21 protein-coding genes are annotated in these 25734 nt (G+C 55.7%); 5 read left to right on the top strand and 16 right to left on the bottom strand.

Going from position 1 to position 25734, the window contains the following annotated elements:
• Positions 1 to 70: 70 nt before the first annotated feature.
• The 6 genes from mglC to folE form a co-directional block, all read right to left on the bottom strand.
• On the bottom strand, positions 71 to 1081 hold the full coding sequence (mglC, locus tag CMQ96_RS09335; RefSeq protein WP_004122861.1) for a galactose/methyl galactoside ABC transporter permease MglC: 1011 nt from the start codon (positions 1079 to 1081) through the stop codon (positions 71 to 73).
• 15 nt (positions 1082 to 1096) lie between these two features.
• Positions 1097 to 2617 carry a galactose/methyl galactoside ABC transporter ATP-binding protein MglA gene (gene mglA, locus CMQ96_RS09330; RefSeq protein ID WP_004870402.1) on the bottom strand — a complete coding sequence of 507 codons (1521 nt, stop codon included), beginning with the start codon at positions 2615 to 2617 and terminating at the stop codon, positions 1097 to 1099.
• A 118-nt stretch (positions 2618 to 2735) separates the two neighbouring features.
• Positions 2736 to 3734 carry a galactose/glucose ABC transporter substrate-binding protein MglB gene (gene mglB / locus CMQ96_RS09325; RefSeq protein WP_004852665.1) on the bottom strand — a complete coding sequence of 333 codons (999 nt, stop codon included), beginning with the start codon at positions 3732 to 3734 and terminating at the stop codon, positions 2736 to 2738.
• A gap of 287 nt (positions 3735 to 4021) precedes the next feature.
• Positions 4022 to 5044, bottom strand: coding sequence for an HTH-type transcriptional regulator GalS (galS, locus tag CMQ96_RS09320; RefSeq protein WP_004870397.1), 1023 nt, complete (start codon positions 5042 to 5044; stop codon positions 4022 to 4024).
• A gap of 155 nt (positions 5045 to 5199) precedes the next feature.
• On the bottom strand, positions 5200 to 6357 hold the full coding sequence (gene yeiB / locus CMQ96_RS09310) for a DUF418 domain-containing protein YeiB (RefSeq protein WP_049088495.1): 1158 nt from the start codon (positions 6355 to 6357) through the stop codon (positions 5200 to 5202).
• A gap of 15 nt (positions 6358 to 6372) precedes the next feature.
• Positions 6373 to 7041 carry a GTP cyclohydrolase I FolE gene (gene folE, locus CMQ96_RS09305; RefSeq protein WP_004103895.1) on the bottom strand — a complete coding sequence of 223 codons (669 nt, stop codon included), beginning with the start codon at positions 7039 to 7041 and terminating at the stop codon, positions 6373 to 6375.
• A gap of 367 nt (positions 7042 to 7408) precedes the next feature.
• Here folE and fghA point away from each other — a divergent pair, with 367 nt between their 5' ends.
• Positions 7409 to 8245 carry an S-formylglutathione hydrolase gene (gene fghA / locus CMQ96_RS09300; protein WP_098066645.1) on the top strand — a complete coding sequence of 279 codons (837 nt, stop codon included), beginning with the start codon at positions 7409 to 7411 and terminating at the stop codon, positions 8243 to 8245.
• A gap of 236 nt (positions 8246 to 8481) precedes the next feature.
• Here the strand turns inward: fghA and cirA are convergent, their stop codons facing one another.
• The 3 genes from cirA to yieE all read right to left on the bottom strand — a co-directional run bounded on the left by cirA (position 8482) and on the right by yieE (position 13253).
• Positions 8482 to 10455, bottom strand: a complete 1974-nt coding sequence (gene cirA / locus CMQ96_RS09295; protein WP_004870389.1) for a catecholate siderophore receptor CirA — start codon at positions 10453 to 10455, stop codon at positions 8482 to 8484.
• A gap of 303 nt (positions 10456 to 10758) precedes the next feature.
• Entirely contained in the window at positions 10759 to 12228 is a 1470-nt protein-coding gene (locus tag CMQ96_RS09290; protein WP_098066643.1) for an amino acid permease, read from the bottom strand.
• 158 nt (positions 12229 to 12386) lie between these two features.
• Positions 12387 to 13253: a DNA-binding transcriptional regulator YeiE gene (gene yieE / locus CMQ96_RS09285; RefSeq protein ID WP_004122885.1), complete on the bottom strand. Its 867-nt coding sequence runs from the start codon at positions 13251 to 13253 to the stop codon at positions 12387 to 12389.
• A 173-nt stretch (positions 13254 to 13426) separates the two neighbouring features.
• Here yieE and CMQ96_RS09280 point away from each other — a divergent pair, with 173 nt between their 5' ends.
• From CMQ96_RS09280 to CMQ96_RS09270, 3 genes are all read left to right on the top strand, one after another.
• Positions 13427 to 14476: a YeiH family protein gene (locus tag CMQ96_RS09280; RefSeq protein ID WP_024359211.1), complete on the top strand. Its 1050-nt coding sequence runs from the start codon at positions 13427 to 13429 to the stop codon at positions 14474 to 14476.
• A gap of 95 nt (positions 14477 to 14571) precedes the next feature.
• Positions 14572 to 15429: a deoxyribonuclease IV gene (nfo, locus tag CMQ96_RS09275; protein ID WP_004870380.1), complete on the top strand. Its 858-nt coding sequence runs from the start codon at positions 14572 to 14574 to the stop codon at positions 15427 to 15429.
• Position 15430: 1 nt separating this feature from the next.
• Entirely contained in the window at positions 15431 to 16519 is a 1089-nt protein-coding gene (locus CMQ96_RS09270) for a sugar kinase (RefSeq protein ID WP_004870378.1), read from the top strand.
• Between the two features lie 32 nt (positions 16520 to 16551).
• On the opposite strand, the gene CMQ96_RS09265 is transcribed toward CMQ96_RS09270, so the two are convergent.
• The 6 genes from CMQ96_RS09265 to fruB form a co-directional block, all read right to left on the bottom strand.
• The gene (locus tag CMQ96_RS09265; RefSeq protein ID WP_024359212.1) at positions 16552 to 17802 is read right to left on the bottom strand and encodes a NupC/NupG family nucleoside CNT transporter; all 1251 of its coding nucleotides are present in this window, start codon (positions 17800 to 17802) and stop codon (positions 16552 to 16554) included.
• A 95-nt stretch (positions 17803 to 17897) separates the two neighbouring features.
• Complete coding sequence (locus CMQ96_RS09260; RefSeq protein ID WP_098066641.1) at positions 17898 to 18833, bottom strand: pseudouridine-5'-phosphate glycosidase; 936 nt, start codon at positions 18831 to 18833, stop codon at positions 17898 to 17900.
• Positions 18826 to 19761: a pseudouridine kinase gene (locus CMQ96_RS09255; protein ID WP_024359213.1), complete on the bottom strand. Its 936-nt coding sequence runs from the start codon at positions 19759 to 19761 to the stop codon at positions 18826 to 18828. The genes CMQ96_RS09260 and CMQ96_RS09255 overlap by 8 nt, the downstream gene beginning before the upstream one ends.
• A 327-nt stretch (positions 19762 to 20088) precedes the next feature.
• A complete protein-coding gene (gene fruA, locus CMQ96_RS09250) occupies positions 20089 to 21765 on the bottom strand; it encodes a PTS fructose transporter subunit IIBC (protein WP_024359214.1) in 1677 nt (558 codons plus the stop codon).
• A 16-nt stretch (positions 21766 to 21781) separates the two neighbouring features.
• Positions 21782 to 22720: a 1-phosphofructokinase gene (gene fruK, locus CMQ96_RS09245; protein WP_004103928.1), complete on the bottom strand. Its 939-nt coding sequence runs from the start codon at positions 22718 to 22720 to the stop codon at positions 21782 to 21784.
• Positions 22721 to 23851, bottom strand: coding sequence for a fused PTS fructose transporter subunit IIA/HPr protein (fruB, locus tag CMQ96_RS09240; protein ID WP_004870368.1), 1131 nt, complete (start codon positions 23849 to 23851; stop codon positions 22721 to 22723).
• 331 nt (positions 23852 to 24182) lie between these two features.
• Between fruB and setB the strand changes: the two genes are divergently transcribed.
• Complete coding sequence (gene setB, locus CMQ96_RS09235; RefSeq protein ID WP_098066695.1) at positions 24183 to 25364, top strand: sugar efflux transporter SetB; 1182 nt, start codon at positions 24183 to 24185, stop codon at positions 25362 to 25364.
• Positions 25365 to 25389: 25 nt separating this feature from the next.
• Here setB and CMQ96_RS09230 read toward each other — a convergent pair whose 3' ends face one another.
• Positions 25390 to 25644, bottom strand: coding sequence for a YkgJ family cysteine cluster protein (locus CMQ96_RS09230; protein ID WP_004870363.1), 255 nt, complete (start codon positions 25642 to 25644; stop codon positions 25390 to 25392).
• Positions 25645 to 25734 lie beyond the last annotated feature (90 nt).

Raw genomic sequence — 25734 nt, 5'->3', positions numbered from 1 at the left:
TAATTTTCGTGATCCCGTCCCGCGCAAATAAAAAAAGCTGCCCGCAGGCAGCTTTTTCCGAGAGAGAAACTTACTTCTTCCGCGCGTACTTCAGCGAATCCAATGCTACAGCGAAGATAATAATCGCCCCTTTGATAATGTACTGCCAGTACGGGTTCACGCCGATATAGGTCAGACCGTAGTTGATGACGGTGAAGATAATCACCCCGGTCACCACGCCGAACACGGTGCCGACCCCGCCGCTGAACGATACGCCGCCGACCACGCAGGCGGCAATCGCATCCAGTTCATACATAAAGCCAAGGTTGTTGGTCGCCGAACCGATGCGTCCGGCTTCCAGCAGGCCGCCGAAGGCGTAGAACACGCCGGAGAGCGCATAAATCATCAGCAGGTTCAGAGCGACGTTGACGCCGGAAACCTTCGCCGCTTCCGGGTTGCCGCCGATAGCAAAAATGTTTTTGCCAAAGCGGGTCTTGTTCCACAGGATCCATACGAAGAACACGGCAATCAGCGCATAGAAGGTGATATACGACAGGCGGAATGAACCCAGCGCCACAAACCCCTGGGCAAACTGCGAGAAGTGGCTATCGAAGCCGGAGATCGGCGACGCGCCCACAAAGTCGTAATACAGGGAGTTGATACCATAAACGATGATCATCGTGCCGAGGGTGGTGATAAACGGCGTCACGTTCAGGTAAGCAATGATAATGCCGTTGATAAGGCCAATCACCGCGCCGATCGCGCACACCAGCAGGATAACCAGCGGAATCGGCATCGTGGCCATTTCCGGGAAGACCTTATTGGCGTTGTCCACCGCCTGCAGCATGGTGGCGGCGATAACCGCCGCGAGGCCGACCTGACGTCCGGCTGAAAGGTCGGTACCCTGAGTGACAATCAGTCCGGCCACGCCGAGCGCGATAATAATACGCACCGAAGACTGGGTCAGAATATTACTTAAGTTCAGCAAGCTTAAGAAAGTCGGATCCTGGAAAATAATAATAGCCAGTAATACTAAAAGAACCACGTAAATCCCACCTTCTTTCAAATAGGTGAGAAAACTCTTTTTATTTAACGCACTCATGAGGAGCCCCTGATCTTAAAGGTGCAACGACGCAAGACGGAGAATTTCGTTTTGCGTGGTGGTTTTAGTCTCAACAATTCCGGCAACGAGACCATTGCTCATTACCAGAATACGGTCAGTAATACCCAGTAGCTCCGGCATCTCGGAGGAAATAATAATGATCCCTTTGTCTTTTTTTGCCAGCTCGGCGATCAGCTGGTAAATTTCGAACTTCGCCCCAACGTCAATCCCACGCGTGGGTTCATCGAGCATCAGTATTTCCGGCTGGGTTAATAGCCAGCGACCGATAATAACTTTCTGCTGGTTGCCACCGGACAACGAACCAATTTGCGTGTGCTGCCCCGGGGTTTTCACGCGCATCGAATCAATCACCCATTGGGTATCGCTTTTCATGCGTGAATTATCCAGCAATCCGACCTTATTCTTGTATTTTTTAATATTGGAGATCAGCGAGTTAAAACCGATATCCAGGTAGGCATAAATTCCCGTCGAGCGGCGCTCTTCGGTCACCAGCGCAAAGCCGTGGTTGATGGCTTCATTGGCGCTATGGTTGTTAATCTTCTTACCGTGCAGCCTGATCGTCCCGCCGGCCTTCTCGCGAATGCCGAATAACGTCTCGACGATATCGGTACGTTTCGCTCCGACCAGCCCGGCAATCCCCAGAATTTCGCCTTTGTGCAGATCGAAAGAGATATCGCGAATCGACGGCTGGCGCAGCGAGGTTAAATTGCGCACCTCAAGAATCACCTCGCCCGGCTTATTTTCCTTGTTCGGGAAGCGCTGATTGAGGGAGCGGCCTACCATCATCGCGATGATCTTATCCATATCCAGCCCTTCCAGCGGCTGGGTGGCGATCCACTGGCCGTCGCGCAGGATAGTAATTTCATCGCACAGCTGGAAGATCTCTTCCATTTTGTGGGAAATATAGACAATGCCGCAGCCGCGCTCTTTCAGCTTGCGGATAATTTTAAACAGATGATTGACCTCTTTTTCAGTTAACGAAGAGGTCGGCTCATCCATAATGACAATTTTGGCGTTATAGGAAAATGCCTTCGCAATTTCAATCATCTGCATTTGCGATACCGATAGCGTACCGACGCGAGCGCGCGGGTCGATATCAATATCCAGCTCATCGAAAATCGCTTTGGTATCACGATACATTTTGTCCTGATCGACAAACACGCCTTTGGTGGGATAACGTCCCAGCCACATGTTGTCCATCACCGAACGCTGTAAGACCAGGTTTAATTCCTGATGAACCATTGAAATACCGTTTTCCAGGGCTTCTTTAGCCGAATGGAAATCGATCTCTTGTCCCTGAAAAAGAATACTGCCGGAATCTTTTTGATAGATCCCAAATAGGCATTTTAATAATGTTGATTTGCCCGCGCCGTTCTCCCCCATTAAGGCATGAATAGAGTGGGGACGAACCTTGAGGTTCACATTATCGAGAGCCTTGACGCCAGGAAACGATTTGTTGATGTTGGTCATTTCCAACAAATATTCGCCTGACCGTTCGCTATTATTGCTGACCATAGTTATACCTGGCTGCGTGCGTGCATACCCCTGCCGACGAATTAACGACGAACAGGGACGGGTTCTGTATCAGGAATAATCGGGCGTACAGCGCGCACGCCCGCAGCTTATTAAGCTATTACTTACCGATAAATTCGCTCAGATTGTCTTTATCAACGCCCACGTACGGTACGCGGACAATCTTATTTTCAATTTTCCAGTTAGTGCCGGCAGCCGGTTCTTTCCCATCGGCGAGATTTTTCGCCAGATCGAAGGTGGCTTTCGCCTGGTTGTTGGCATCGTTCAGCACGGTACCCGCCATAGCGCCGGATTTAACCAACGCTAACGCTTCCGGCAACGCATCGACGCCGAACACCGGGATGCTGCTCTTATTGTGAGCCTTCAGCGCTTCTACCGCGCCCATGGCCATCGCATCGTTGTTGGCGATAACGACTTCAATTTTGTTGGCGTTCGGGCCAGACAGCCAGGCATCCATCTTATCTTTCGCCTGTGCGGTGTCCCACATGGCGGTGTCTAAGGCCAGCTGCTGGGTTTTGAAGCCCTTGTCGTTCAGCTCTTTAATCACGTAGGTGGTACGCGCTTCCGCATCCGGATGACCCGGTTCGCCTTTCAGCAGGACAAACTGAATCTGGCCGTCTTTATTCAGATCCCAGTTCGGGTTCGCTTTCCAGTGTTTGGCAATCAGGTCACCCTGAATCACGCCGGACTCTTTTGAATCGGTACCGACATAGTACGCTTTATCGTAGCTATCCAGCGCCTTACGGGATGGCTCTTTGTTAAAGAACACCACCGGTACGTTCTGGCCACGGGCTTTATCGATGACCGTCCCCGCCGCCGCCGGGTCAACCAGGTTAATCGCCAGCGCCTTCACGCCTTTTGCCAACAGGACGTCAATCTGATCGTTCTGCTTGGACTGGTCGTTTTGCGAGTCATTCATGAGCAGCTGAACATCCGGCGCCGATTTGCCGTCTTTCTCAATTGCCTTGCGCACCACCGACATAAAGTTGTCGTCGTATTTATAAATCGTCACGCCGATACGCGTATCTGCTGCGTGCGCCGCGGCGCCGAATAACATGCTGGCCATTACAGCAGACAGGGTTAACACCTTCTTATTCATGGAATCTCCGGTTTTATTATGCAGGGTCTTTGGTGTGAAAATGGCTGGCGAGCGTTACATTAATGTTACTGCACAGCGACATTCACGACTGTAATTCTGTCTTCCGTGTAGGGAACGCTCCTGAAAAACGGCTTTATTCATCGTTTAACGCCGATTACTGCTGTAAAAGTGATTAATCACCGTGACATAGTATGTTCAGACTTGTAAACGCAGCAATCATAGTCAGCTTAATGTTAACAAACTGTGAAATCACTCACATATTGAAAGCGGTTACATCAGGCAGATAATTAGTTAGTGATCGGCCCCACAATTTGCCTCTGCGCCACCGAATGTCGGCGCACCAGCGTCGGCATAAAACAGTGGCTGGCCTCACGATCCAGCTTCCCCGCCGCCCCCTGTAGCGCCAGCTCGGTCGCCAGTTTCGCCATCGACATAATCGGGTAGCGCACCGTCGTCAGCTGCGGATCGGTGTAACGGGAAATGGGGATATCATCAAAACCGATCAGCGAAAGATGCTGCGGTACGGCAATGCCGTTATCTTTAAGCGTCGTGAGCGCGCCGGCCGCCATGCTGTCGTTATAGGCGAAGACCGCGGTCAGACCGAGGTTGCGCCCCAGCAGCTCGACCATCGCCGCCTCACCGCCCTGCATATCAGGCGACCCGGAACCCACCCAGCTTTCGGGAGCGACAATGCCGTGCTCATGTAACGCTCTGAACCACCCTTCCCGCCGTAAATCATCATCTTCGATACCGTGATTGGAAGAGAGATAGCCGATGCGCTGGTGGCCATGATTGAGCAGCATGCGGGTCGCCATCAGCGCGCCGCTGACGTTATCCAGCCCAACGCAGCGGTGGGCGTACCCCGGCACGATGCGGTTAATCAGCACCATTCCCGGCATATGCTCCATAAAATCCCCCAGCTCCGCGTCGCTCAGCGCTTTAGAGTGGACGATCAGCGCCGAACAGCGCTGGCGAATCAGCACCTCGATGGCGTTGCGCTCTTTTTCCGCTTCATGATAGCTATTGCCGATAAGCACATATTTATGATGCTGCTGGGCGACGGTATCAACCGCTTTCACCAGCGCGCCAAAAAAGGCGTCCGACACGTCCATCACCACCACGCCGATGGTATCGCTGACCTGCGTCGCCAGCGCCTGCGCGTTGGCGTTCGGCCGATAGCCCAGCAGCGACACCGCCTTCATTACCGCTTCTCGCGTATCCGGGCTCACCAGCGCGCTGTTATTCAGCACGCGCGAAACCGTCGCGACGGAAACACCCGCCTGGCGGGCGACATCACGAATGGTGATCATACTCACCGACCTGTAGAGCATTGCAGTACGTCACACTCACCTCCTGTGTTCAGCAAGGAGGCTATTCTGGCAGCGACGTGCCGCACGCTACGTGAGTGAGGTCACAGGGATGGAAACGGTTACATCCATTTTGTTAATGATTGTGATCCAGATCGTTATCTGGATGTATCTTTTAATGATGTCCCCGATGCACGCAGGGTTAATTGACGCCATAGCCACTCAACGGGGCCTTGACGGAAATGACGTAGCCAAAACCACGAGAAGAGGAGATTGACCGCCCATACGGGCGGCACGAAGGCTAACAGCTGTAAGCGGTCATATTTCATAAACAGGCCGAAGCGGTAAAACAGGGTGGTGCAAATCAGGGTCTGCAGCAGATAGTTGGTCAGCGCCATGCGCCCGACGCAGGCAATCGCCCCTAGCAGACGAAACTTACACAGCTGCGGCCAGAAGCCCCAGGCCAGCGCCGCGTAGCCGATGGTTTGCAGCGGCGCGCTCAGCTCGCGCGGCGCCTGTAGCAAAAATGCGCACCAGCGATAGTCCCAGCCGAGATGCCACTGGGCGACGATAGAGGGCAAATTGACCGCCATTCCGGCGGCAATCAGCAGCCCGCCGGTACGCCGGTAGTGGCGAAGGCTGAACTGCCCTTTGAGCCAGCCGCTGCGCATCAGCGCGGCGCCCATCAGCATCATACCGGCCAACTGCCAGCCGTACTGCGCGCCCAGCGCCAGCAGATTATCCGACAACATATCTGCGCGATTGCTTACCGCCTCAAAGCCGCCTTTTAGCTTCCAGTACTGCTCGTACTGCAAATTTGCCGCGTCCGGCAACCACGAACGATTGGGCGCATTGCCGGAAATCAATCCCAGCAATAGCAGGACCGCCACGCCGATGATGTATAGCACCACGCCGGTATTAAACAGCGATTTGACATCGTGGGCGTCGCGCACCATTCGCCAGCCCACCAGCCCTACCAGCGCATAGGCCAGCAGAATATCGCCGTCCCAGAAAAACAGACCGTGAATAAAGCCAAGCAGCGCCAGCAGCGTCAGGCGCGACTGGATCCAGCGCTTGCCGCGCGGCAGCAGCAGCTGAAGTCCGGCGCCAAACAGCAGGGCGAAGAGGGTCAGGAATTTGACCTGCGCCAGCAGATCGAGAATCGCCCAGGTCCAGGCGTCGCTGGCGGAAATGTTCCCGGACCACGCGGGGTTGAGGTAAGCGGCCTTCGGTAAACCGAAGGCGCTGATATTCAGTAGCAGGATACCGAGGATGGCGACGCCGCGGACAAAGTCCAGCGTGACATTTCTCTCCATGTACCCTGCTCCGTTTTAGTTGTGGTGACGTACGGCGCGCAGGAACTCCTGGCGGGTATTCTGGCTGGATTTAAACAGGCCGCCCAACGACGTGGTGGTGGTGGCGCTGGTCGCATCGCGAATGCCGCGCGCTTTCACGCAGTAGTGTACCGCATCGATGGAAACCGCGACGTTGCTGGTTCCCAGCAGCGTTTGCAGCGCGGTGAGGATCTGCTGCGTCAGTCGCTCCTGCACCTGAGGGCGCTGGGAGAAGAACTGCACGATGCGGTTAATTTTCGACAGGCCAATCACCGAATCTTTCGGGATATAGGCCACCGTCGCTTTGCCGTCGATCGTGACGAAATGGTGTTCGCAGGTGCTGGTCAGGGTGATATCGCGCACGGTCACCATTTCATCAACCTGCATCTTATTTTCGATGACGGTGATTTTAGGGAACCGGGCGTAGTCCAGGCCGGAGAAAATCTCATCGACGTACATTTTGGCGATGCGATGCGGAGTCTCCATCAGGCTGTCATCACTTAGATCAAGGTTTAACAGCTGCATAATCTCGGTCATGTGTCCGGCGATCAGACGCTTGCGAGTTTCATTATCAATTTCTTGTACTGGCGGACGCAGCGGCGTCTCCAGCCCACGAGCGACCAGCGCTTCATGAACGAGTATGGCTTCTTTACTCAGTGATGACATTTTTGTTCTCCTGCAGGTGTGGCGCTCTTTGCTCTTCTGAGGGCAAAGTTTGTATTCATTGTGCGTGAGGTGACGCACAGAATCCAGTAGCCGCATCGATAATTGTTGAAATTGGCGTCACCTCTCGTTCCACGCCGCCAGACCAGCGCACTACGATGCGTCACGCAACGCCCTGCTCACCTTGCCGCAACCAACCCAATCGCCGGCCGATAGCGCGATTCCAGCGCTACGACAACGTCAGCATGTTAGTTAAAAGTTGCATTAATGATGCAATACGTTCCGAAAAGGAGGAAGTGAAAGTTACTCACGAGGCCATGAAATATCTGTATTATGGAAAATTACGTCTGAGACACTTAAGGAGCCCTGCATGGAACTGCTCGAAGAGCACCGCTGTTTTGAAGGTCGGCAGCAACGCTGGCGGCACGACTCCGCAACGCTGAACTGCGCAATGACCTTCAGCATCTTTTTACCGCCCGCCAACGCGGACGCGCCGCCGCCGGTTCTCTACTGGCTCTCCGGCCTGACCTGCAATGATGAAAACTTCACTACCAAAGCGGGCGCTCAGCGCGTCGCCGCCGAACTGGGCATTGCGCTGGTGATGCCGGACACCAGCCCGCGCGGTGATAATGTTGCCGACGATAGCGCTTACGATCTGGGTAAAGGCGCGGGCTTTTACCTCAATGCCACCCAGGCGCCGTGGTCCGCGCATTTCCGCATGTACGATTACCTTCGCGACGAGCTGCCGCAGCTGATTGCCCGCGAGTTTACTCTCAGCAGTCGCTGCGCCATCAGCGGACACTCCATGGGCGGCCACGGCGCGCTGGTGATGGCGCTGAAGAATCCGGGCCGCTTCGTCAGCGTTTCCGCGTTCGCGCCTATCGTTAACCCGACCCAGGTTCCCTGGGGTCAAAAAGCGTTTACCGCCTATCTGGGAGCGGATGAAGCGGCCTGGCAGGCCTGGGACAGCTGCGCGTTAATGCAGGCCAGCAGCGAATCTGACGCGATTCCAACCCTGATTGATCAGGGTGACAGCGATGCATTTCTTGCCGAGCAGCTGCAGCCGGCGGTACTGGCGGAAACCGCGCGTCAGAAAAGCTGGCCGTTAACCCTGCGCATTCAGCCCGGTTACGATCACAGCTACTACTTTATCGCCTCATTTATTGAGGACCACCTGCGCTTCCACGCCCGGTACCTCTTCGCCTGATCATCTCAATGCGTCGTGAAGCCCCTTCCCGGCGCATTGATACGCAAAACACCTCACCAACAAATCGTCATAAAAACTAATACATACAGCGAGATAGTGTATTTCCGTCATCGGGGGGTATGATTTTGGCGGCGCTTGAGGCTTTCGTCTCAGGGCAGGATTGAGTTTTACCGTTGTGCTGAGGCAGAAAGAAGAGGGCTGGCAGGTTTCCCCGCCAGCCCTCTTTTATTGCCCGGTTAGAAGCGGTAATCGACGGCCATAAAGTAGCGGCGACCTTCTTCTGTATAGCTATAGTCGTCGCGGCTTAGATCCTTATCGCCGACGTTAAGCACTCCGGAGCGCAGCTTGACATTTTTGGTGACGTTCCAGGCCGCGCCGATATCAAACATGGTGTAGCCGCCGGGCGTTTTGCCCGTCGCGCTGACCGATCGCTGTTCGCCGGTATAGTTGGCGGTGACGTAGAAGGACCAGTCGTCCAGCGGTTTCCAGTCGAGGGTACCGTTAGCGGTATGGAACGGCAGCGTTTGCAGCGGTTTATCGCCGCCGTTGCTCAGGTCACGGCCATCGTTATAGGTGTAATTAACCGTCAGCTTCCATTCGTCGCCGAACGGCACCTTCAATTCCGTTTCTACCCCTTTGATACGCGCTTTATTGACGTTGAAGTAGCGGAAGATCGGCACGCGTTTCCCGTTCACCGTTTTCCAGCCGACAAAGTTCGGGTAGCCCGGCGCTTCGCTGGCGCTGGAGGTACGCAGGATATCAATCATATCGTCAACGTTGTTCTGGAAGGTGGTGACGCTTCCTTCCACGCCTTCAAGCCAGCCTTCTTCGCCGCGGTAGTAAAGGCCCAGCTCGAAGCTTTCGCTGGTTTCCGGTTTCAGATCCGGGTTACCGATAATGCTGCACGAGCCGCGGCAGGAGTTGGTGGTCCAGTCCGGGTTCAGCTGCAGCAGGGATGGCGCTTTAAATGCCGTCGCCCAGCCGCCCTTCACGGTCACGGTATCGGTGGCGTTATACACCAGATAAGCGCGCGGGCTCCAGTGATCGCCATAGGTCTGGTGATCGTCCATGCGAATGCCGGTGGTCAAGGCCAGAGGTTCGATGATCCGCCATTCATCTTCAAGGAACAGCGCGTACTGGCTGGCGGAGGTGGATTGACTGCCGCTGCTCAGATTGACCGGGTCTTTCAGCTTATCGTGACGCCATTCGCCGCCGAAGGTCAGCAGCTGGTTAATCATTCCCAACGGCAGAACGTATTTGCCGTCCACCGAGTTACTCTCAGAAGTGATGGTCCCGGCCTGACCCGGATTTTTATTATCCACTTTCTCGCCGTAGAATTTCAGCTCGCTATTGCCGACATCCCAGCGGCCGTTGTGGCTCAGGGAGTAGTTCTGGCGCTCGAGGCGGTTGCGATCAAGCGAGTCGGAATCCCGATCCTGGCGATCAAACCCGTAGCCTGCGGTCATGTCCTGATTATCAGTTGGCGTCCAGGCGAATTCGACGTTGCCGTCGCGGCTGGTGAAACCTTCAATACGCGGCGTTTCGCCCGCTGCGTTGCTGGAAGCCTGCTGATCGTCCTTGGCGCGCTTTGCCAGGCTACCGTAGGCCTTCATCCCCAGCACGCCGTCAATCAGCGGGCCGCTGGTAAAGAACTGACCGTTGTACGTATCGCCGCGATCGCGATGTTCCTGAATGGTGGTGTCCGCGCTGAGGGTGCCGGTCCACTGCTGGCCGACTTTTTTGGTGATGATATTCACCACGCCGCCGAGGGCGTCGGAACCATAGAGTGAGGACATCGGCCCGCGCACGACTTCGATACGCTCAATGGCATCAACCGGGATCCAGTTAAGGTCAAAATCGTTGTGGCGAAAAACGGCGTTGCGCGAGTTAACGCGTTTACCGTCAACGAGGATCAGCGTATAGCCGCTGCTGAGGCCGCGAATGCTCACCCCTTTGCGGTTATCCCCTTCGTTGGTGAGCTGCACGCCCGGCACTTCCCGCAGGACATCCTTCAGGTTTTGTACCGGTCTACGCTGCAGATCCTGCTGGGTGATAACGCTAATACTGGCGGGCGCATCTTTGACGCTCTGTTCAGTTGCCGCCGCGGTGACGACCAGCGTTTCTTCGTTAACGTCGGCGAGCGCCGGAAACGCCAGGGATACGACGGACGCGCATAATCCGGCCCGGACAAAAGGGTTTAGCCTGAACATTCCATATCTCCATGAGGTGTACAACAAAACAAACAAAAAAGGTCCTGCTCACAGGTACTGTCGGCATAGCGCTCTAACGGCGTATGCACGCAATTTTTTACAGTAGATGTGGCTGGTCACCCCTTGTCAGTCTGACCCTCTGCAAGATATGGGGATTGGCTTCATCCTGAATTTGATGGAAATGATAAAGATAATGATTACAATTATCAATAAAATTGTGGAGAAATGTGTCAATTTGTAAGGGCTGGGGGCATAAAAAAACCCTCTGCGTGAGAGGGTTTTATCTGACTGCGCCAGCGCGGTTTAGCCTTTAAAGCGCTCCGGGAACTTCATTTCGCTGTAGCGTACAAAACGCGTCCCTTTCGCCAGCTTGTAACCAAACCAGATAACCAGGAATAGCGGAATACCGATATAGGTTGCCGCCACGCCGCCCCAGTCGATGGTATCTTTGAGGAACGCTTCGTAGTTCTGGCCCAGGGTAATGATCAGGCACAGCACGAAAGCGAAGATCGGCCCCAGCGGGAAGAAGCCTGAACGATACGGCAGGTCGTTGAGATCGTTCCCTTGCAGCACGTAGCCGCGACGGAAGCGATAGTGGCTGATGGCAATCCCCAGCCAGGCGATAAAGCCGGTCATGCCGGAGGTGTTCAGCAGCCACAGGTAAACGGTCTGATTACCGAACATCGAGCTCAGGAAGCACAGCCCTGCAATCACCGTGGTGGCATACAGCGCATTCCGCGGCACGCCGCCTTTGGACAGCTTAGAGAAAATACGCGGCGCTTTGCCATCGCAGGCCAGGGTGTAGAGCATGCGGGTGGACGCGTACATCCCGGAGTTACCCGCCGACAGCACCGCGGTCAGGATAACCGCGTTCATAATCGCCGCCGCCGACAGCAGCCCCGCGTGCTGGAAGACCAGCGTGAACGGGCTAACGGAAATATCTTTTACGTCGTTACGCAGCAGGCTCGGATCGGTATACGGAATGATCAGGCTGATAATCAGAATCGCGAACACATAGAACAGCAGGATACGCCAGAACACCTGCCGTACGGCGCGCGGAATATTCTTTTCCGGGTTTTCCGACTCGCCGGCCGCGATGCCGATAAGCTCGGTTCCCTGGAACGAGAAGCCGACAATCATCGCTACGCCAATCATTGCCGCAAAACCGCCGGCAAACGGCGCATCGTCGATAACCCAGTTGCTCCAGCCCGCAGGCTGCGCGCCTTTAAAGATACCGAAGATCATCATCACGCCGACAATAATAAAGATGATGACGGTGGCAACTTTGATCAGCGAGAACCAGTACTCCGCTTCGCCAAAGCCTTTTACCGAGATCCAGTTCAGCAGGAACATGATGCCGAGGAACAGCGCGCTCCAGACCCAACCGGGCGCATCGGGGAACCAGTAGGTCATCACCAGCTGAGCGGCAACGAGGTCAACGGCGATGGTTACCGCCCAGTTGTACCAGTAGTTCCAGCCCAGCGCGAAGCCAAAGCCTTCCTCAACGTAATTTTGCCCATAGGTTGCAAAAGAGCCGGATACCGGCATAAACGCCGCCAGCTCGCCGAGGCTGGTCATCAGGAAATAAACCATCAGGCCGATGAGAATATAAGAGAGCAGCGCCCCGCCAGGGCCCGCCTGAGAAATTGTTGCGCCAGAGGCAACAAAAAGACCTGTACCTATGGAACCGCCAATCGCGATCATGGTCAAGTGGCGCGCCTTCAGTTCACGACGTAAACCGGGCGCTTGTGTGGTTTTAGTATCCGAAACCATGTGAAAATGCTATCCATCCAAAAAACGAGGCGAGATTGTACCAGAGTGTCTGTGATCCATCCGATACAATTGCAAAGTTATAAGAGAGCTTCATGATCGAGCATGGATTATTAGTAAAGCATGAAATCCCGGAAACGCCAGCGCGCATTGCGTCGCTTTTACACGTCGCAATAATGCAGAAATCGCTGTAATGCCTTGGAAATATGCTTCTGCCGGTGATGAATGCGCCACAAGGTGCGGGTTAAACGCGGCAGCGGAATCGTCAGCTCTACCAGCGACCCCACTTCAAGCTGCTCCGCCACCACGCGTCGCGACAGGCAGCTAATGCCTAAACCATGGCGCACCGCGTGCTTGATGGCTTCCGAGTTGCCCAGCTCCATCCCCAGATGAAACGCCGGTAAATGCGAGAGTAATAAATAGTCGACGATTTCCCGGGTCCCGGAGCCGTGCTCGCGTAAAATCCACGGCGCTTCCGCCAGCCGTTGCAGCGTTACCTCCCCTTCGAGGAGTGGCGAATCCGGCGCGGCAAAGACAACCAGTTCATCTTCCAGCCAGGGTTCGGCGATAATATCCGCGGCGTGACAGGGGCCTTCAATCAGCCCGATATCCACGCGCAGATCGGCCACCGCATTGATCACGTCCTGGCTATTGCCTACGCTCAGCTCCAGCGGTAAATCCGGCAGATCGCGTCGATAGCGCGCAATAATTTCCGGCAGAATATAGTTGCCGATGGTGCTGCTGGCGTAGACGCGGATCGCGCCGTTGTCGCCGCGAAACAGCTGTTCTATCTCCAGCGCCCGCTCCAGCAGCGCCAGCGCCCGCGGATAAAGCAGTCTGCCGTGCTCGTTGACCACCAGCCTTTTCCCTACGCGGTCAAATAGCTGCACGCCCAGCTGCCCTTCGAGATCGGTCAGCGCCGCGCTGACCGCCGATTGGGAAAGCGCCAGCATTTGCGATGCCTGCGTCGTCGAACCGCTTTTTAATACTTCAGCAAACACTTCCAGCTGCCGTAGCGTGATATGCATGATTTTTCCTGCCTTTATAGACGACTCGCGATCCGCGGCGTAAGACTGATGCCCGTCGTTGTCAAACCGCGAAACCGCGTATTTACCACTTATTTCGATTAATTATAAATATATAATCAATTTTATATTTAAGCCAGCGGGTCGTATGCTTTTCCCAGACAAAGGAGAAGGTTATGACAGCACTCACTTTACCGACTAAACATCGCCCATTGCGGCACTTTGCACCTGGACTGGCGCTGACCGCCGTGCTCACCGGCGCAGCGCTGTGGGCCGGTAGTTTTCCGGCTATCGCCGGCGCGGGCTTCAGCGCCCTCACGCTGGCCATTTTATTCGGCATGGTTATCGGGAACACGGTTTACCCGAAAATCTGGCAGCCCTGCGACGGCGGCGTGATTTTTGCCAAGCAGCACCTGCTGCGTCTCGGCATCATTTTATACGGCTTTCGCCTGACGTTCGCCCAGATTGCCGACGTCGGCGTAGGCGGTATCGTCATTGACGTGCTGACGCTTTCCAGCACCTTTTTTATCGCCTGCTTTCTTGGGCAAAAGGTTTTCGGCCTGGATAAACATACCAGTTGGCTGATTGGCGCCGGCAGCAGCATCTGCGGCGCGGCAGCGGTACTGGCGACCGAACCGGTCGTCAAAGCGGAAGCCAGCAAAGTGACGGTCGCCGTCGCCACGGTGGTCATTTTCGGCACCATTGCCATCTTCCTGTACCCGGCGATTTACCCCTTCCTGGCGCACTGGTTTACGCCGGAAGCCTACGGCATTTATATGGGGTCGACGATGCATGAGGTTGCTCAGGTTGTCGCGGCAGGCCACGCGGTGGGTCCGGACGCGGAAAACGCGGCGGTGATTGCAAAAATGCTGCGCGTGATGATGCTGGCGCCGTTCCTGCTGTTCCTCGCCGCGCGCGTGAAGCAATTATCCCCGGCCAACGGCGGGGAAAAAAGTAAAATCACCATTCCATGGTTTGCGGTCCTGTTTATTCTGGTGGCGGTGTTTAACTCCTTCCACCTGCTGCCGAAAGCGGTTGTCGAAATGCTGGTCACGCTGGATACCGTACTGCTGGCGATGGCGATGGCCGCCCTCGGCCTGACCACCCACGTCAGCGCGCTGAAAAAAGCTGGCGCCAAACCGCTGCTGATGGCGCTGATGCTCTTCGTCTGGCTGATTGTCGGCGGCGGCGCGATTAACCTGGCCATTCATAGCCTGATGGCCTGAAGCCCCTCGCGACTCAGGTTGTATTAAGGATGATGTAACTCTCCGGCTAAGCCGCTATCATTACCCTCCCCCAGCGGCTTATCTGGAGTTTTTTTATGAAATATATTGGAGCGCACGTCAGCGCCTCCGGCGGTGTAGCCAATGCCGCCATTCGCGCAGCCGAAATCGGCGCGACCGCATTTGCCCTCTTTACCAAAAACCAGCGCCAGTGGCGCGCCGCGCCTCTGAGCGACGAAACCATTGCTGAATTTAAAGCCGCCTGCGAAAAGCACCATTTCGGTCCGGGGCAAATTCTGCCGCACGACAGCTATCTGATAAACCTCGGCCATCCGGTTGAGGACGCGCTGGAAAAATCCCGCGATGCGTTTATTGATGAACTTTCCCGCTGCCAGCAGCTCGGCCTGACGCTGCTGAATTTCCATCCGGGTAGCCATCTGCAGCAAATCCCGGAAGACGAATGTCTGGCGCGTATCGCCGAATCGATCAATATCGCGCTGGCAAAAACCGAAGGCGTTACGGCGGTGATTGAAAACACTGCCGGCCAGGGCAGTAACCTGGGCTTTAAGTTTGAGCATCTGGCGGCCATCATCGACGGCGTAGAAGATAAATCACGCGTCGGCGTATGCATTGATACCTGCCATGCCTTCGCCGCAGGCTATGATCTGCGCAGCGCCGAAGAGTGTGAAAAAACCTTCGCTGATTTCGAACGGATTGTCGGTTTTCAGTATCTGCGCGGTATGCACCTGAACGATGCGAAAAGCGCGTTCGCCAGCCGCGTTGACCGTCACCACAGCCTGGGTGAAGGCAATATCGGCCATGACGCTTTCCGCTGGATTATGCAGGACAGCCGCTTTGACGGTATCCCGCTGATTTTGGAAACGATCAATCCTGATATCTGGGCGGAAGAGATCGCCTGGCTGCGGGCTCAGCAAACGGAAGAGGCTAGGGTCTGATATGAACGACAGGGAAAAGCAGATCCTCAAAATTTTGCGGCGCAACCCGCTGATTCAGCAGCATGAGATTGCCGATATTCTGCAGATTAGCCGCTCCCGCGTAGCCGCGCATATTATGGACCTCACGCGTAAGGGGGCCATCAAGGGCAAAGGCTACATCCTTACCGAGCAGGAGTATTGCGTCTCGCTGGGCGCGGTGAATATGGATATCCGCGGAATTGCCGATATCCATTATCCTCAACCGGTGTCAAACCCGGGTAATATCCAGTGCTCCGCGGGCGGCGTGGCGCGAAATATCGCGCATAACCTGGCGCTGCTGGGCCGCGATGTGCATTTGATTTCCGCCGTCGGCAGTGATTTTTACGGCGAAACGCTGCTGGAGCAAACCCGCCAGGCCGGCGTAAACGTACAGAGCTGTATCCGCCTGCACGGCCATAATACCGCCACCTATCTCTCCATCGCCAATCCGCAGGAAGAGACGGTACTGGCGATTAACGATACGCATATTTTACAGTCGCTCACGCCGCAGCTGCTGAATCAGTATCGGGATCTGCTGACGCATGCAGGCGTCGTTCTGGTCGATTGTAATTTAACGGAACAGTCGCTGGAGTGGGTGTTTACTCTGACCAACGCCATTCCGGTGTTTGTTGATACCGTGTCCGAGTTTAAAGCGCACCGCATTCGCCCGTGGCTAGGAAAGATCCACACGCTGAAACCCACGCTGCGCGAACTGCAGATCCTCTGGGGCGAGCCCATTGAAAACGAGGCCGATCGCGATCGGGCGTTAGCATGGCTGCACGAAAGAGGCACCCAGCGGGTGGTGATTTACCTGGAAGATGACACGATTTTCTGTAGCGAAGCCGGTGGTGAACGCTTCCGGATGAGCCTGCCGGGCCATACGACGATAGACAGCTTTGGCGCCGACGATGCGCTGATGGCCGGGCTGCTTTATAGCTATCTCGACGGCAGCGACTTTAAAGAGAGCGCCGCTTTCGCCATGGCCTGCACCGCCATCACCCGCGCCAGCCACAGCATCAACAACCCCTCGTTGTCCGTTGATAACGCGCTCAATTTACTTGCCAACGGATAGCAGCGCACCGCTGACGCGGCGCGCGCATCACGTTATGCCAGCCCAATAAAGAACCCGGCGATGGTGGCGCTCATCAAGTTAGAGAGCGTGGCCGCCGCCAGGGCGCGCAGCCCAAGCTGGGCAATTTCCGGCGCGCGCTGCGGTGAAATAGCCGAAAACGCCCCGACAACCACGCCGATCGAGCCAAAGTTGGCGAAACCGCACAGCGCAAACGAGATAATCGCAACGGTTTTCACGTCCAGGTTCCCGCCACTTTGCAGGTAGGGCGAGAAGTTGAGATAGGCAACGAATTCGTTGATCGCCAGCTTTTGTCCAATCAGGCTGCCCGCCAGCGTCGCATCGTTCCAGTCAACGCCCATGATCCACGCCAGCGGCGCGAGCAGAAAGCCGAAAATCCCCTCCAGCGTGGCGTGACCGAAGCCAAACCAGCCGCCAATGCCGCCGATAATACCGTTCAGCAGCGCGATAATCGCCACAAACGCCATCACCACGGTTGCCACCCCGGCGGCAATTTTCAGGCCGGTCATCGCCCCTGACGCCGCCGCCTCGATCACGCTTTTCGGCGGCGTCTCGCTGAAAGAGAGATTGTCGAAAGTGACCTGGGATGCTTCAGTTGCCGGGCTTAGCATACGGGCAAACAGAATCCCGCCGGGAATAGCCATAAGCGAAGCGGCCAGCAGATAATCAATCGGCACGCCCATACCGGCATAGCCGATCATCATCGACCCGGCGATCGACGCCATCCCGCTGCAAATCGCGGTAAACAGCTCATTGCGGTTGAGCTTGTTGATAAACGGTTTGACGATCGCCGGGATCTCGTTTTGCCCAAGGAAAATGGTGGTCACGGCGACGAAAGACTCAATCTTGCTGATATTCAGCGCTTTCTGGAAGATCCCGCCGAGGATACGGATCAGCAGCCCCATCACGCCGAGGTAGTAAAGCAGACTGATCAACGCGGTAACAAAAATGATGGCGGGCAAAACGCGGAAGGCGAAGATAAAGCCGGCGCCGTCAAACAGCACATCCATCTTCGGACCGACCAGTGAACCAAAAATAAACGCGCTTCCGGCGTCGCTATAGGACATGACTTTGTGTACCCCAAGCGCGGCCTGCTCGACCAGCCACTTGCCCGGCGGAAAATAGAGCATCACCCCGCCAATCACGATTTGCAGCAGCAGCGCTGCCCCTACCGTTCTGATGCTGATGCGTTTTTTATTAACTGACAGCGCAAAGGCAATGGCCAGCAACACCACCATCCCCAGAAGACTTCTCATGATGTCCATAATGATATCCTTACCTGGTGGAAAACCCGGCGCAGGCCAGGCTTTCGGTATCGTTGATATCGGGGCGGGCAACCGCAAACGGCCCGCGACTGTCGTCAGGCGATCTGCTGATACTCTTTGGCAATCTCGCAGGCCAGAATGGCGTTGTTGAAGACCAGCTGAATGTTGGATTTCAGGCTATCGCCGCCGGTCAGCTCCGCAACGCGCGCCAGCAGGAACGGCGTGCTCGCTTTACCCACTACACCCTGCTCTTCCGCCTCCTTCACCGCCTGATTGATGGCGGCATTGATTTTCTCTTCCGGCATCGCGAACGCTTCAGGAATAGGATTTGCTACCACCATGCCGCCATTCAGACCCGATTGCCATTTCACCGCCATCGCTTTGGCGATGTCTTTGGCGCTATTGAGGCGAATGCTGACGTCAAACGGGCTGGTTCGGCAGAAGAATGCCGGCAGCGCCGAAGTTTGATAACCAATAAGCGGAACGCCAAACGTTTCTAAATACTCGGTGGTTAAACCGAGATCGAGAATAGATTTCGCACCGGCACAGACCACGGTAACGTTGGTATTAGCGAGCTCCTGTAAATCGGCGGAAATATCAAACGTGTACTCGGCGCCACGATGTACGCCGCCGATACCGCCGGTCGCAAAGACTTTAATTCCGGCCATCGCCGCAATAATCATGGTAGACGCCACGGTAGTCGCGCCATTTAATCCTGCGGCGACAACAAAGGGTAAATCACGACGACTGACTTTGGCGACGTTATGTCCTTCGCGGCCCAAAAGTTCAATTTCTTCACGGCTTAAGCCCACTTTCATTACGCCATGAATAATCGCAATGGTTGCCGGCACCGCTCCCTGGCGACGAATAGTTTCTTCTACTTCCAGCGCCGTTTGCGCATTTTCCGGAAACGGCATGCCGTGAGAAATAATGGTCGATTCCAACGCCACTATCGGCTGATTGTTTTTTAATGCCTGCTGAACTTCCGCAGAGACCTGTAATAATTCAGAGGAAATATTTAATTCAGACATATTCTTTCTCCACTACCTTTTTTACGTTGGCGTAAGATAATTCAGGGTTATTGGTGAATTCCGATGAAAGCGCCAAAGAAGAGCATCCCTGAGCAAACTTCACCGCTTGCGAAAATGAGCAGCCGTCGAGCCAGCAGCAGGCAAGACCGGCCATCATCGCGTCACCGGCGCCGGTGACATTGACAACCTGGGTTTTCAGCGGCGCGGACCAGCCGCGTTCCCCATCTCTCTCGCTGTAGTAAACGCCATCGCCGCCCATGCTCAGCACCAGGCGTTTCAGGCCATGATGGTGAAACCAGTCGGCTACGCGAGCCACATCGTCAGTGCCGGACAGCGCGATGCCGCTCAGCGTTTCTGCCTCAATCCGGTTCGGTTTCAGGGTGTGAATACGCCCCAGGTGCTGGCTGATTTTCACGCATTTCCAGGCTGAAACCGGGTCAACAAAAATGGGCGTTGAGCCGCTATTTTCCATCAACCAGGCCAGCGCCGACTCGCTAATATTACAGTCAACGACAATCACCGCGGCACCGCAGATAAAATCTTGATGCTGCCTTAAAAAGGCCGGCGTAATATGCTCAGTGATGCTCATATCATTAATCGCCACCAGCATTTCACCGGTATTATCAAGCAGCGACAAATAGCTTGATGTGCCTTCACCCGGGATTATCTGACATTTATCGACGTGAACCCCGGACTGGGCCGTTTGTTTTAATAATGAATGACCATAAAAATCGTCACCAACAACGGATAATAGCCACGCCGTTTTATTCAACAAGGCAATATTTTGCGCAATGTTGCGCCCCACGCCGCCGGGAGTATATTTTATTTTCCCAGGATTAGAATCAGCGTAGTTTAGCGACACATTGGAATAGCCAGCCACATCCATGTTTGCCGATCCAATAATCACAACGTAATCATTTTCAGGCATAAAAATACCCTCCAGCATAAAAAACGCTATGGCAGTAGAATTATTTAATATCAGGAAATAAACACCTCACGATTCACAGCCCTTCATTTAAACACATGTTTGAATGTGAACATGTGTTTATGGTAAGCGGAATAATTTTAAAGTAAAGAGAAGCAAAATAGGATTTTCATATGAACATGAACACAATCACAAAATTTGGCCAGTATGGTTTTTAAACAGTTTAAAAATGCGAAGGAGAGCACATACGGTGGGATGGGAGGAGGAAGAATGCGGCATAAAAAAAAGGGCAGAGAAGACTCTGCCCTTGAGAAGCGTTTGCTACGTCGATCAGGCGGCTTGAACTTCAGGACGTTTCAGCACCGCGTAGGAGAGACCTGCGACCAGCGTACCGACCACAATCGCCATCAGGTAGCCAAGCACCGGCGTAATCGCACCAGGGATCAGCAGGACGAACAGACCGCCGTGCGGCGCCATCAGCTTCGCGCCAACCCACATGGACATCGCGCCGGTCACCGCGCCGCCAACGATACAGCAAGGCAGGACGCGCATCGGGTCACGGGCGGCGAATGGAATAGCCCCTTCGGTGATAAAGCACAGACCGAGAACCAGCGCGGCCTTTCCGCCTTCCTGCTGCGCTTTGTCGAACTTTTTACGCGCAATCAGCGTCGCCAGGCCCAGGGCCAGCGGTGGAACCATACCCGCCGCCATGATGGCCGCCATCGGCGCATAAGTCTGGGTACTCAGCAGGCCAACACCAAACGCGTAGGCCGCTTTGTTCACCGGACCGCCCATATCGGTACACATCATACCGCCGAGGATCGCACCGAGCAGAACCGCGTTCGCCGTGCCCATGGTTTGCAGCCAGTGGGTCAGACCTTCGAGGATCCCGGCAACGGGTTTACCAATCAGGTAAATCATCGCCAGACCGACGATCAGGCTGGAAACCAGCGGAATGATCAGGATCGGTTTCAGCGCTTCCATACTTTGCGGCAGCTTCAGCTTCGTACTGATCGCTTTCGCCACATAACCGGCAAGGAAACCGGCGATAATACCGCCGATAAAGCCAGAACCGGTGCTCACCGCCAGCATACCGCCGATAAGACCCGGCGTCAGGCCAGGACGGTCAGCGATAGAGAAGGCAATAAAGCCCGCCAGAACCGGTACCATCAGCGCGAAGGCTGAGCCACCGCCGATTTGCATCAGCGCCGCGGCCAGGGTGTCTTTCACCTCAAAGGCTTTAATACCAAAAGCGAAGGAGAGCGCGATACACAGACCGCCCGCCACCACCATCGGCAGCATGTACGACACGCCGGTCAGCAGGTGGCGATAGGCGCCCGCAGACTCTTTTTTGCCTTCCGCCGCGGCCTGGGATTTACCCGCAGGCTGATACGGTTTCGCTTCAACCACGGCTTTATCCAGCTCCTGCGCGGTTTTCTTCAGCGCCAGACCGGTGGTGGTGCGATACATCGGCTTACCGGCGAATTTCGCCAGATCCACTTCGATATCGGCAGCGACGACCACCAGATCCGCCTGTTCAACCTCTTCCGGGGTGATTGCATTGCCCGCGCCTACGGAGCCGCGCGTTTCAACCTTCACCCACCAGCCGCGTTTTTTAGCTTCGGTTTCAATCGCTTCCGCCGCCATAAAGGTGTGCGCGACGCCGGTCGGGCAAGCGGTGACCGCCACAATGCGTTTTGGGCCGTTAGCCGCAGTCGGCAACGCAGCAGCGGCCGGAGCGGCGTAAGGCGTCGCGTGGCTTTTGGCCTCACCGAGGAACAGCTCCGGGTGAGCCACGGCGCGGTTGATATCGCCGAGATACACCTTTTTGCCGTTCAGCGCGCTGTCGGCCGGCAGCGCCGTGCCCAGCACAATCGCCAGCTCAGCGTCGTTTGGGTTATCAATCAGTTCGAGTTGCGCTTTTTGCGCCGCGGTGCTTAACAGGGTCTTCGCCATATAGGCGCGGGCCTGTCCAAGCCCGGCATCAATAATCAGCAGCGTTTTCATTATGCCTCTCCTGCTGTTAATTAAAGGGTTGTAAGTCGACGCGCGCCATCATTGCGGCCAACTGGGTACGATCGGTAATACCGACATTGCTCTGACTCACCGCCAGCGCGGCGACTGCCGTTGCCAGGCGCAGCGTATGCTCGCTGGACTCACGCATCAGCAGGCCATAAATCAGGCCGCCAACCATAGAGTCGCCGGCGCCAACGGTGCTAACCACTTCAACGGAAGGCGGTTTGGCAATCCATTCTCCGGATGCGTTGACCCACAGGGCGCCTTCTTCGCCAAGAGAGATAACCACGTGGGCGATCCCCTGCTCACGCAGCGCATGAGCGGCTTCAATGACATCTTTCATCTCAGGCAGCTTGCGGCCAGCCCAGATTTCCAGCTCGCGACGGTTAGGTTTAACCAGCCACGGCGCCGCTTTCAGCCCCGCAACCAGCGCTTCGCGGCTGCTATCAAAAATGATGCACGGGCATTGGCTACGCAGACGGGTCATCCAGTCGGTGAACGCTTCCGGGCTCACGCCGGACGGCAGGCTGCCGCTTACGCAGACCATATCGAACTGGCCCAGCCAGCTCAGAGAATCGTTAACAAAACGCTCCCAGTCGCCCGGCGTCACTTCAAAGCCGGAGAAGTTGAAGTCGGTGACTTCGCCATCTTTCTCAGTCAGCTTGACGTTGATACGGGTACGGCCCTGAACGACCTGAAAACGGTTTGCGATGCCCAGTTCACTGAACAGCTGCTGAAAACCATCCTGATTGTCTTTACCGAGGAAACCGCCAACGGTGACGTCGATACCGAGATCTTTCAGCACTTTTGCAACGTTGATCCCCTTCCCTGCGGCGTGCAAACCGGTGGTGCGAACGAGGTTAACCTCGCCGCGTTCAATTTCCGGGGTAAAACCCACCAGGTCATAGGCCGGGTTTAAAGTAATCGTTGCGACACGTCTGCTCATTTATGCGCCCTCCCCAAGGCCTGCGGCGATCGCTTCGCCAATCGCATCCAGCGCCTGCTGCGCATCTTCACCCTGCGCGGTAAAGCGCAAGCGGTGACCTTTCTTCACGCCCAGCGCCACGACTTTCATCAGGCTGCGGCCGTTTGCCGGTTTGCCCGAACCATCAAGGTTGGTGACGGTAATGTCGCTGGAGAATTGTTTAATGGTATTAACCAGCATCGTGCCGGGACGCGCGTGCAGCCCGTGCTCGTTGCGGATAACGTATTCCGCGCTGAGAACATCTTCGGCAATCGCATCGTCGCTGGTCAGGAGAGCCAGCAGCGTGGCGCCATCAGCCTTCAGCAAGCGGTCAGCTTTTTTATCCAGGAGCAGATTGCTCAGGCGATTAAGCACCGCCGTCGGCTGGTCATCGGCCATCGCGACGGTGATCAGCAGAGAAACCGGCTGCTCATCGCTGGTGAAGGCGTTGGCCGCGCGGCTGACGGCAACGGCGCTGCGCAGGTTACCTTCGGTGCTGTCGTTCAGCCAGATGCCCTGACCAAGGTTCAGCGGTTTATCATTAATCGTACGGCTAACAAAGGAAGCATCGACGGCGCCGGCTTCTTTCAGCCGCGCGGCGTTCAGCGCCTGCAGGGTCAGCAAATCGCTGGCCGCAACGTCCAGGGTCAGCGTCTCGTTATCCAGCTTCAGCGCTTCGCTCTGCTTTTCGCCCATCAGCAGGGCGCGCAGCTCTTCGGCGGTCGTCGCGGACTTAAGCTGTTCAGCCACGGAGTCGTCGCTCAGCACGTGGGTCAGCTGACGCAGCAGCCCAAGGTGTTCATCCGAGCTGGCGGCGATACCGATGGCGACGTAGGCGGTTTGCCCTTCGCCCCAGGTCACGCCCTGAGGGAACTGGTAAACCTGAACGCCGGTTTTCAGCACCTGGTCGCGGGTGTCGGTGGTACCGTGCGGAATCGCAATACCGTTCCCCAGAAAAGTGGAGGTTTGCTGCTCGCGAGCCAGCATCCCGTTGACGTAGCCGTCTGCCACGTTGCCCGCGCTGACCAGCGCGGAGGCAACCTGACGAATAGCCTCTTCTTTATTACCGGCCTGCTGACCGGGATGAATATCCTGCACAGATAACTGGAACATGGTTCTCCTCTCCTGCTGAATTGAATCGTTTCAGCTACTTTGAGAAAAAATGCGTCATCTACCTGCCGGAGAATCTCCCGATGACGCTGAAACGTTTCAAGAAGTCTGTACCTTTATTAGCCATCAGGCAAGGAAAGTTGGAATCCTGATAACAGAAGTTAGAGATACAGCACACTTTTGCTGAAGCGGGAGCGCCGAGACCGGCAAAACTTCAGCTTTCTGCTGAAGTTTGATTTTGAAACGTCTTTTTGATTTATTCGTGCCCTGGTACTGTTCATTTTCTGAGTGACGGCGTAAACTCCGCGACTCCTGAAAACCGATGAACGCCGACATGCAAAACAGTAGCGCCGCCCTGCCACGACGCGGGTTTGATCTCACCTCTTCCGCCTTTCTGATCGTCGCCTTCCTGACGGGTATCGCCGGGGCACTCCAGACGCCGACGTTGAGCCTGTTTCTGACTAACGAGGTTCACGTCCGACCGGCGATGGTCGGCTTCTTTTTTACCGGCAGCGCGGTGATCGGCATTCTGGTAAGCCAGTTCCTCGCCGGGCGTTCGGATCGCAAAGGCGACCGCAAGCGGCTGATCGTCTTCTGCTGCCTGATGGGCGTGCTGGCCTGCGTGCTCTTCGCCTGGAACCGTAACTATTTTATTTTGCTGTTCGTCGGCGTATTCCTCAGCAGCTTCGGCTCCACCGCGAACCCACAGATGTTTGCCCTCGCCCGCGAGCATGCGGACAAAACGGGCCGCGAGGCGGTCATGTTTAGCTCGATTCTGCGCGCTCAGGTGTCGCTGGCATGGGTTATTGGGCCGCCGCTGGCCTACGCGCTGGCGATGGGTTTCGGCTTTACCGTGATGTATCTCAGCGCGGCGGTCGCCTTTGTGGTCTGCGGCGCGATGGTCTGGTTTTTTCTTCCCAGCATGCGTAAAGAGCCGAAGATCGCTACGGGCCATCTCGAAGCGCCGCGCACCAACCGCCGCGACGCGCTGCTGCTGTTTATCATCTGTACGCTGATGTGGGGAATCAACAGCCTGTACATCATTAATATGCCGCTGTTTATCATCAATGAGCTGCATTTATCGGAAAAGCTGGCGGGAGTCATGATGGGCACCGCCGCCGGACTGGAAATCCCGACCATGCTGATTGCGGGCTACTATGCCAAACGCTTCGGCAAACGCTTCCTGATGCGCATTTCGGCGGTGGCCGGCGTGCTGTTTTACGTTGGCATGCTAACCGTGCATACCACCGGACTGCTGCTGGCCCTGCAGGCGCTGAACGCCATTTTCATCGGCATTCTCGCCGGTATCGGCATGCTCTATTTTCAGGATCTGATGCCCGGGCAGGCGGGTGCGGCCACTACGCTTTATACCAATACCACGCGCGTTGGCTGGATTATCGCCGGTTCGCTGGCGGGCGTCGTCGCGGAAATCTGGAGCTATCACGCCGTCTTCTGGATTGCGCTGGTGATGGGCATCGCCACTCAGGCCTGCCTGTGGCGTATTAAAGACGTTTAAAGGATGTTCGCGCCGGCTTGCGTCGTCACGATGAAGTGCTCAGTTCAAGATGAAGCAGCCAGATCATGGCGTCATCGCGATTGGTGGCGCACATTTCCGCTTCCGGCTTCAGGCTGGCGCATACTTTCGGCCTTAACGGCGAGCCAAAAATATGACACAGGTTATTTTCCGATAGCTGTACGCAGCGGGTGTTTGCCGGCTTGCCCTGCGGCATGCCCGGGATAGGGCTGGAGATAGAAGGAGCGATACAGCAAGCTCCGCATTCAGGGCGGCATTCCATAATCGACTCTTCCGATAACGCGTTTAGCAGCCCAGCCTAAACGTTTTGCCTGAAGATAGCAAAACAGGCGAATTCCACTTGCCTGAAAGG

Origin of the sequence: Klebsiella sp. MBT K-1 (genome assembly GCF_002556465.1) — a bacterium.
Taxonomy (GTDB): domain Bacteria; phylum Pseudomonadota; class Gammaproteobacteria; order Enterobacterales; family Enterobacteriaceae; genus Klebsiella; species Klebsiella grimontii.
This window is presented reverse-complemented; position numbering and strand designations above follow the sequence as displayed.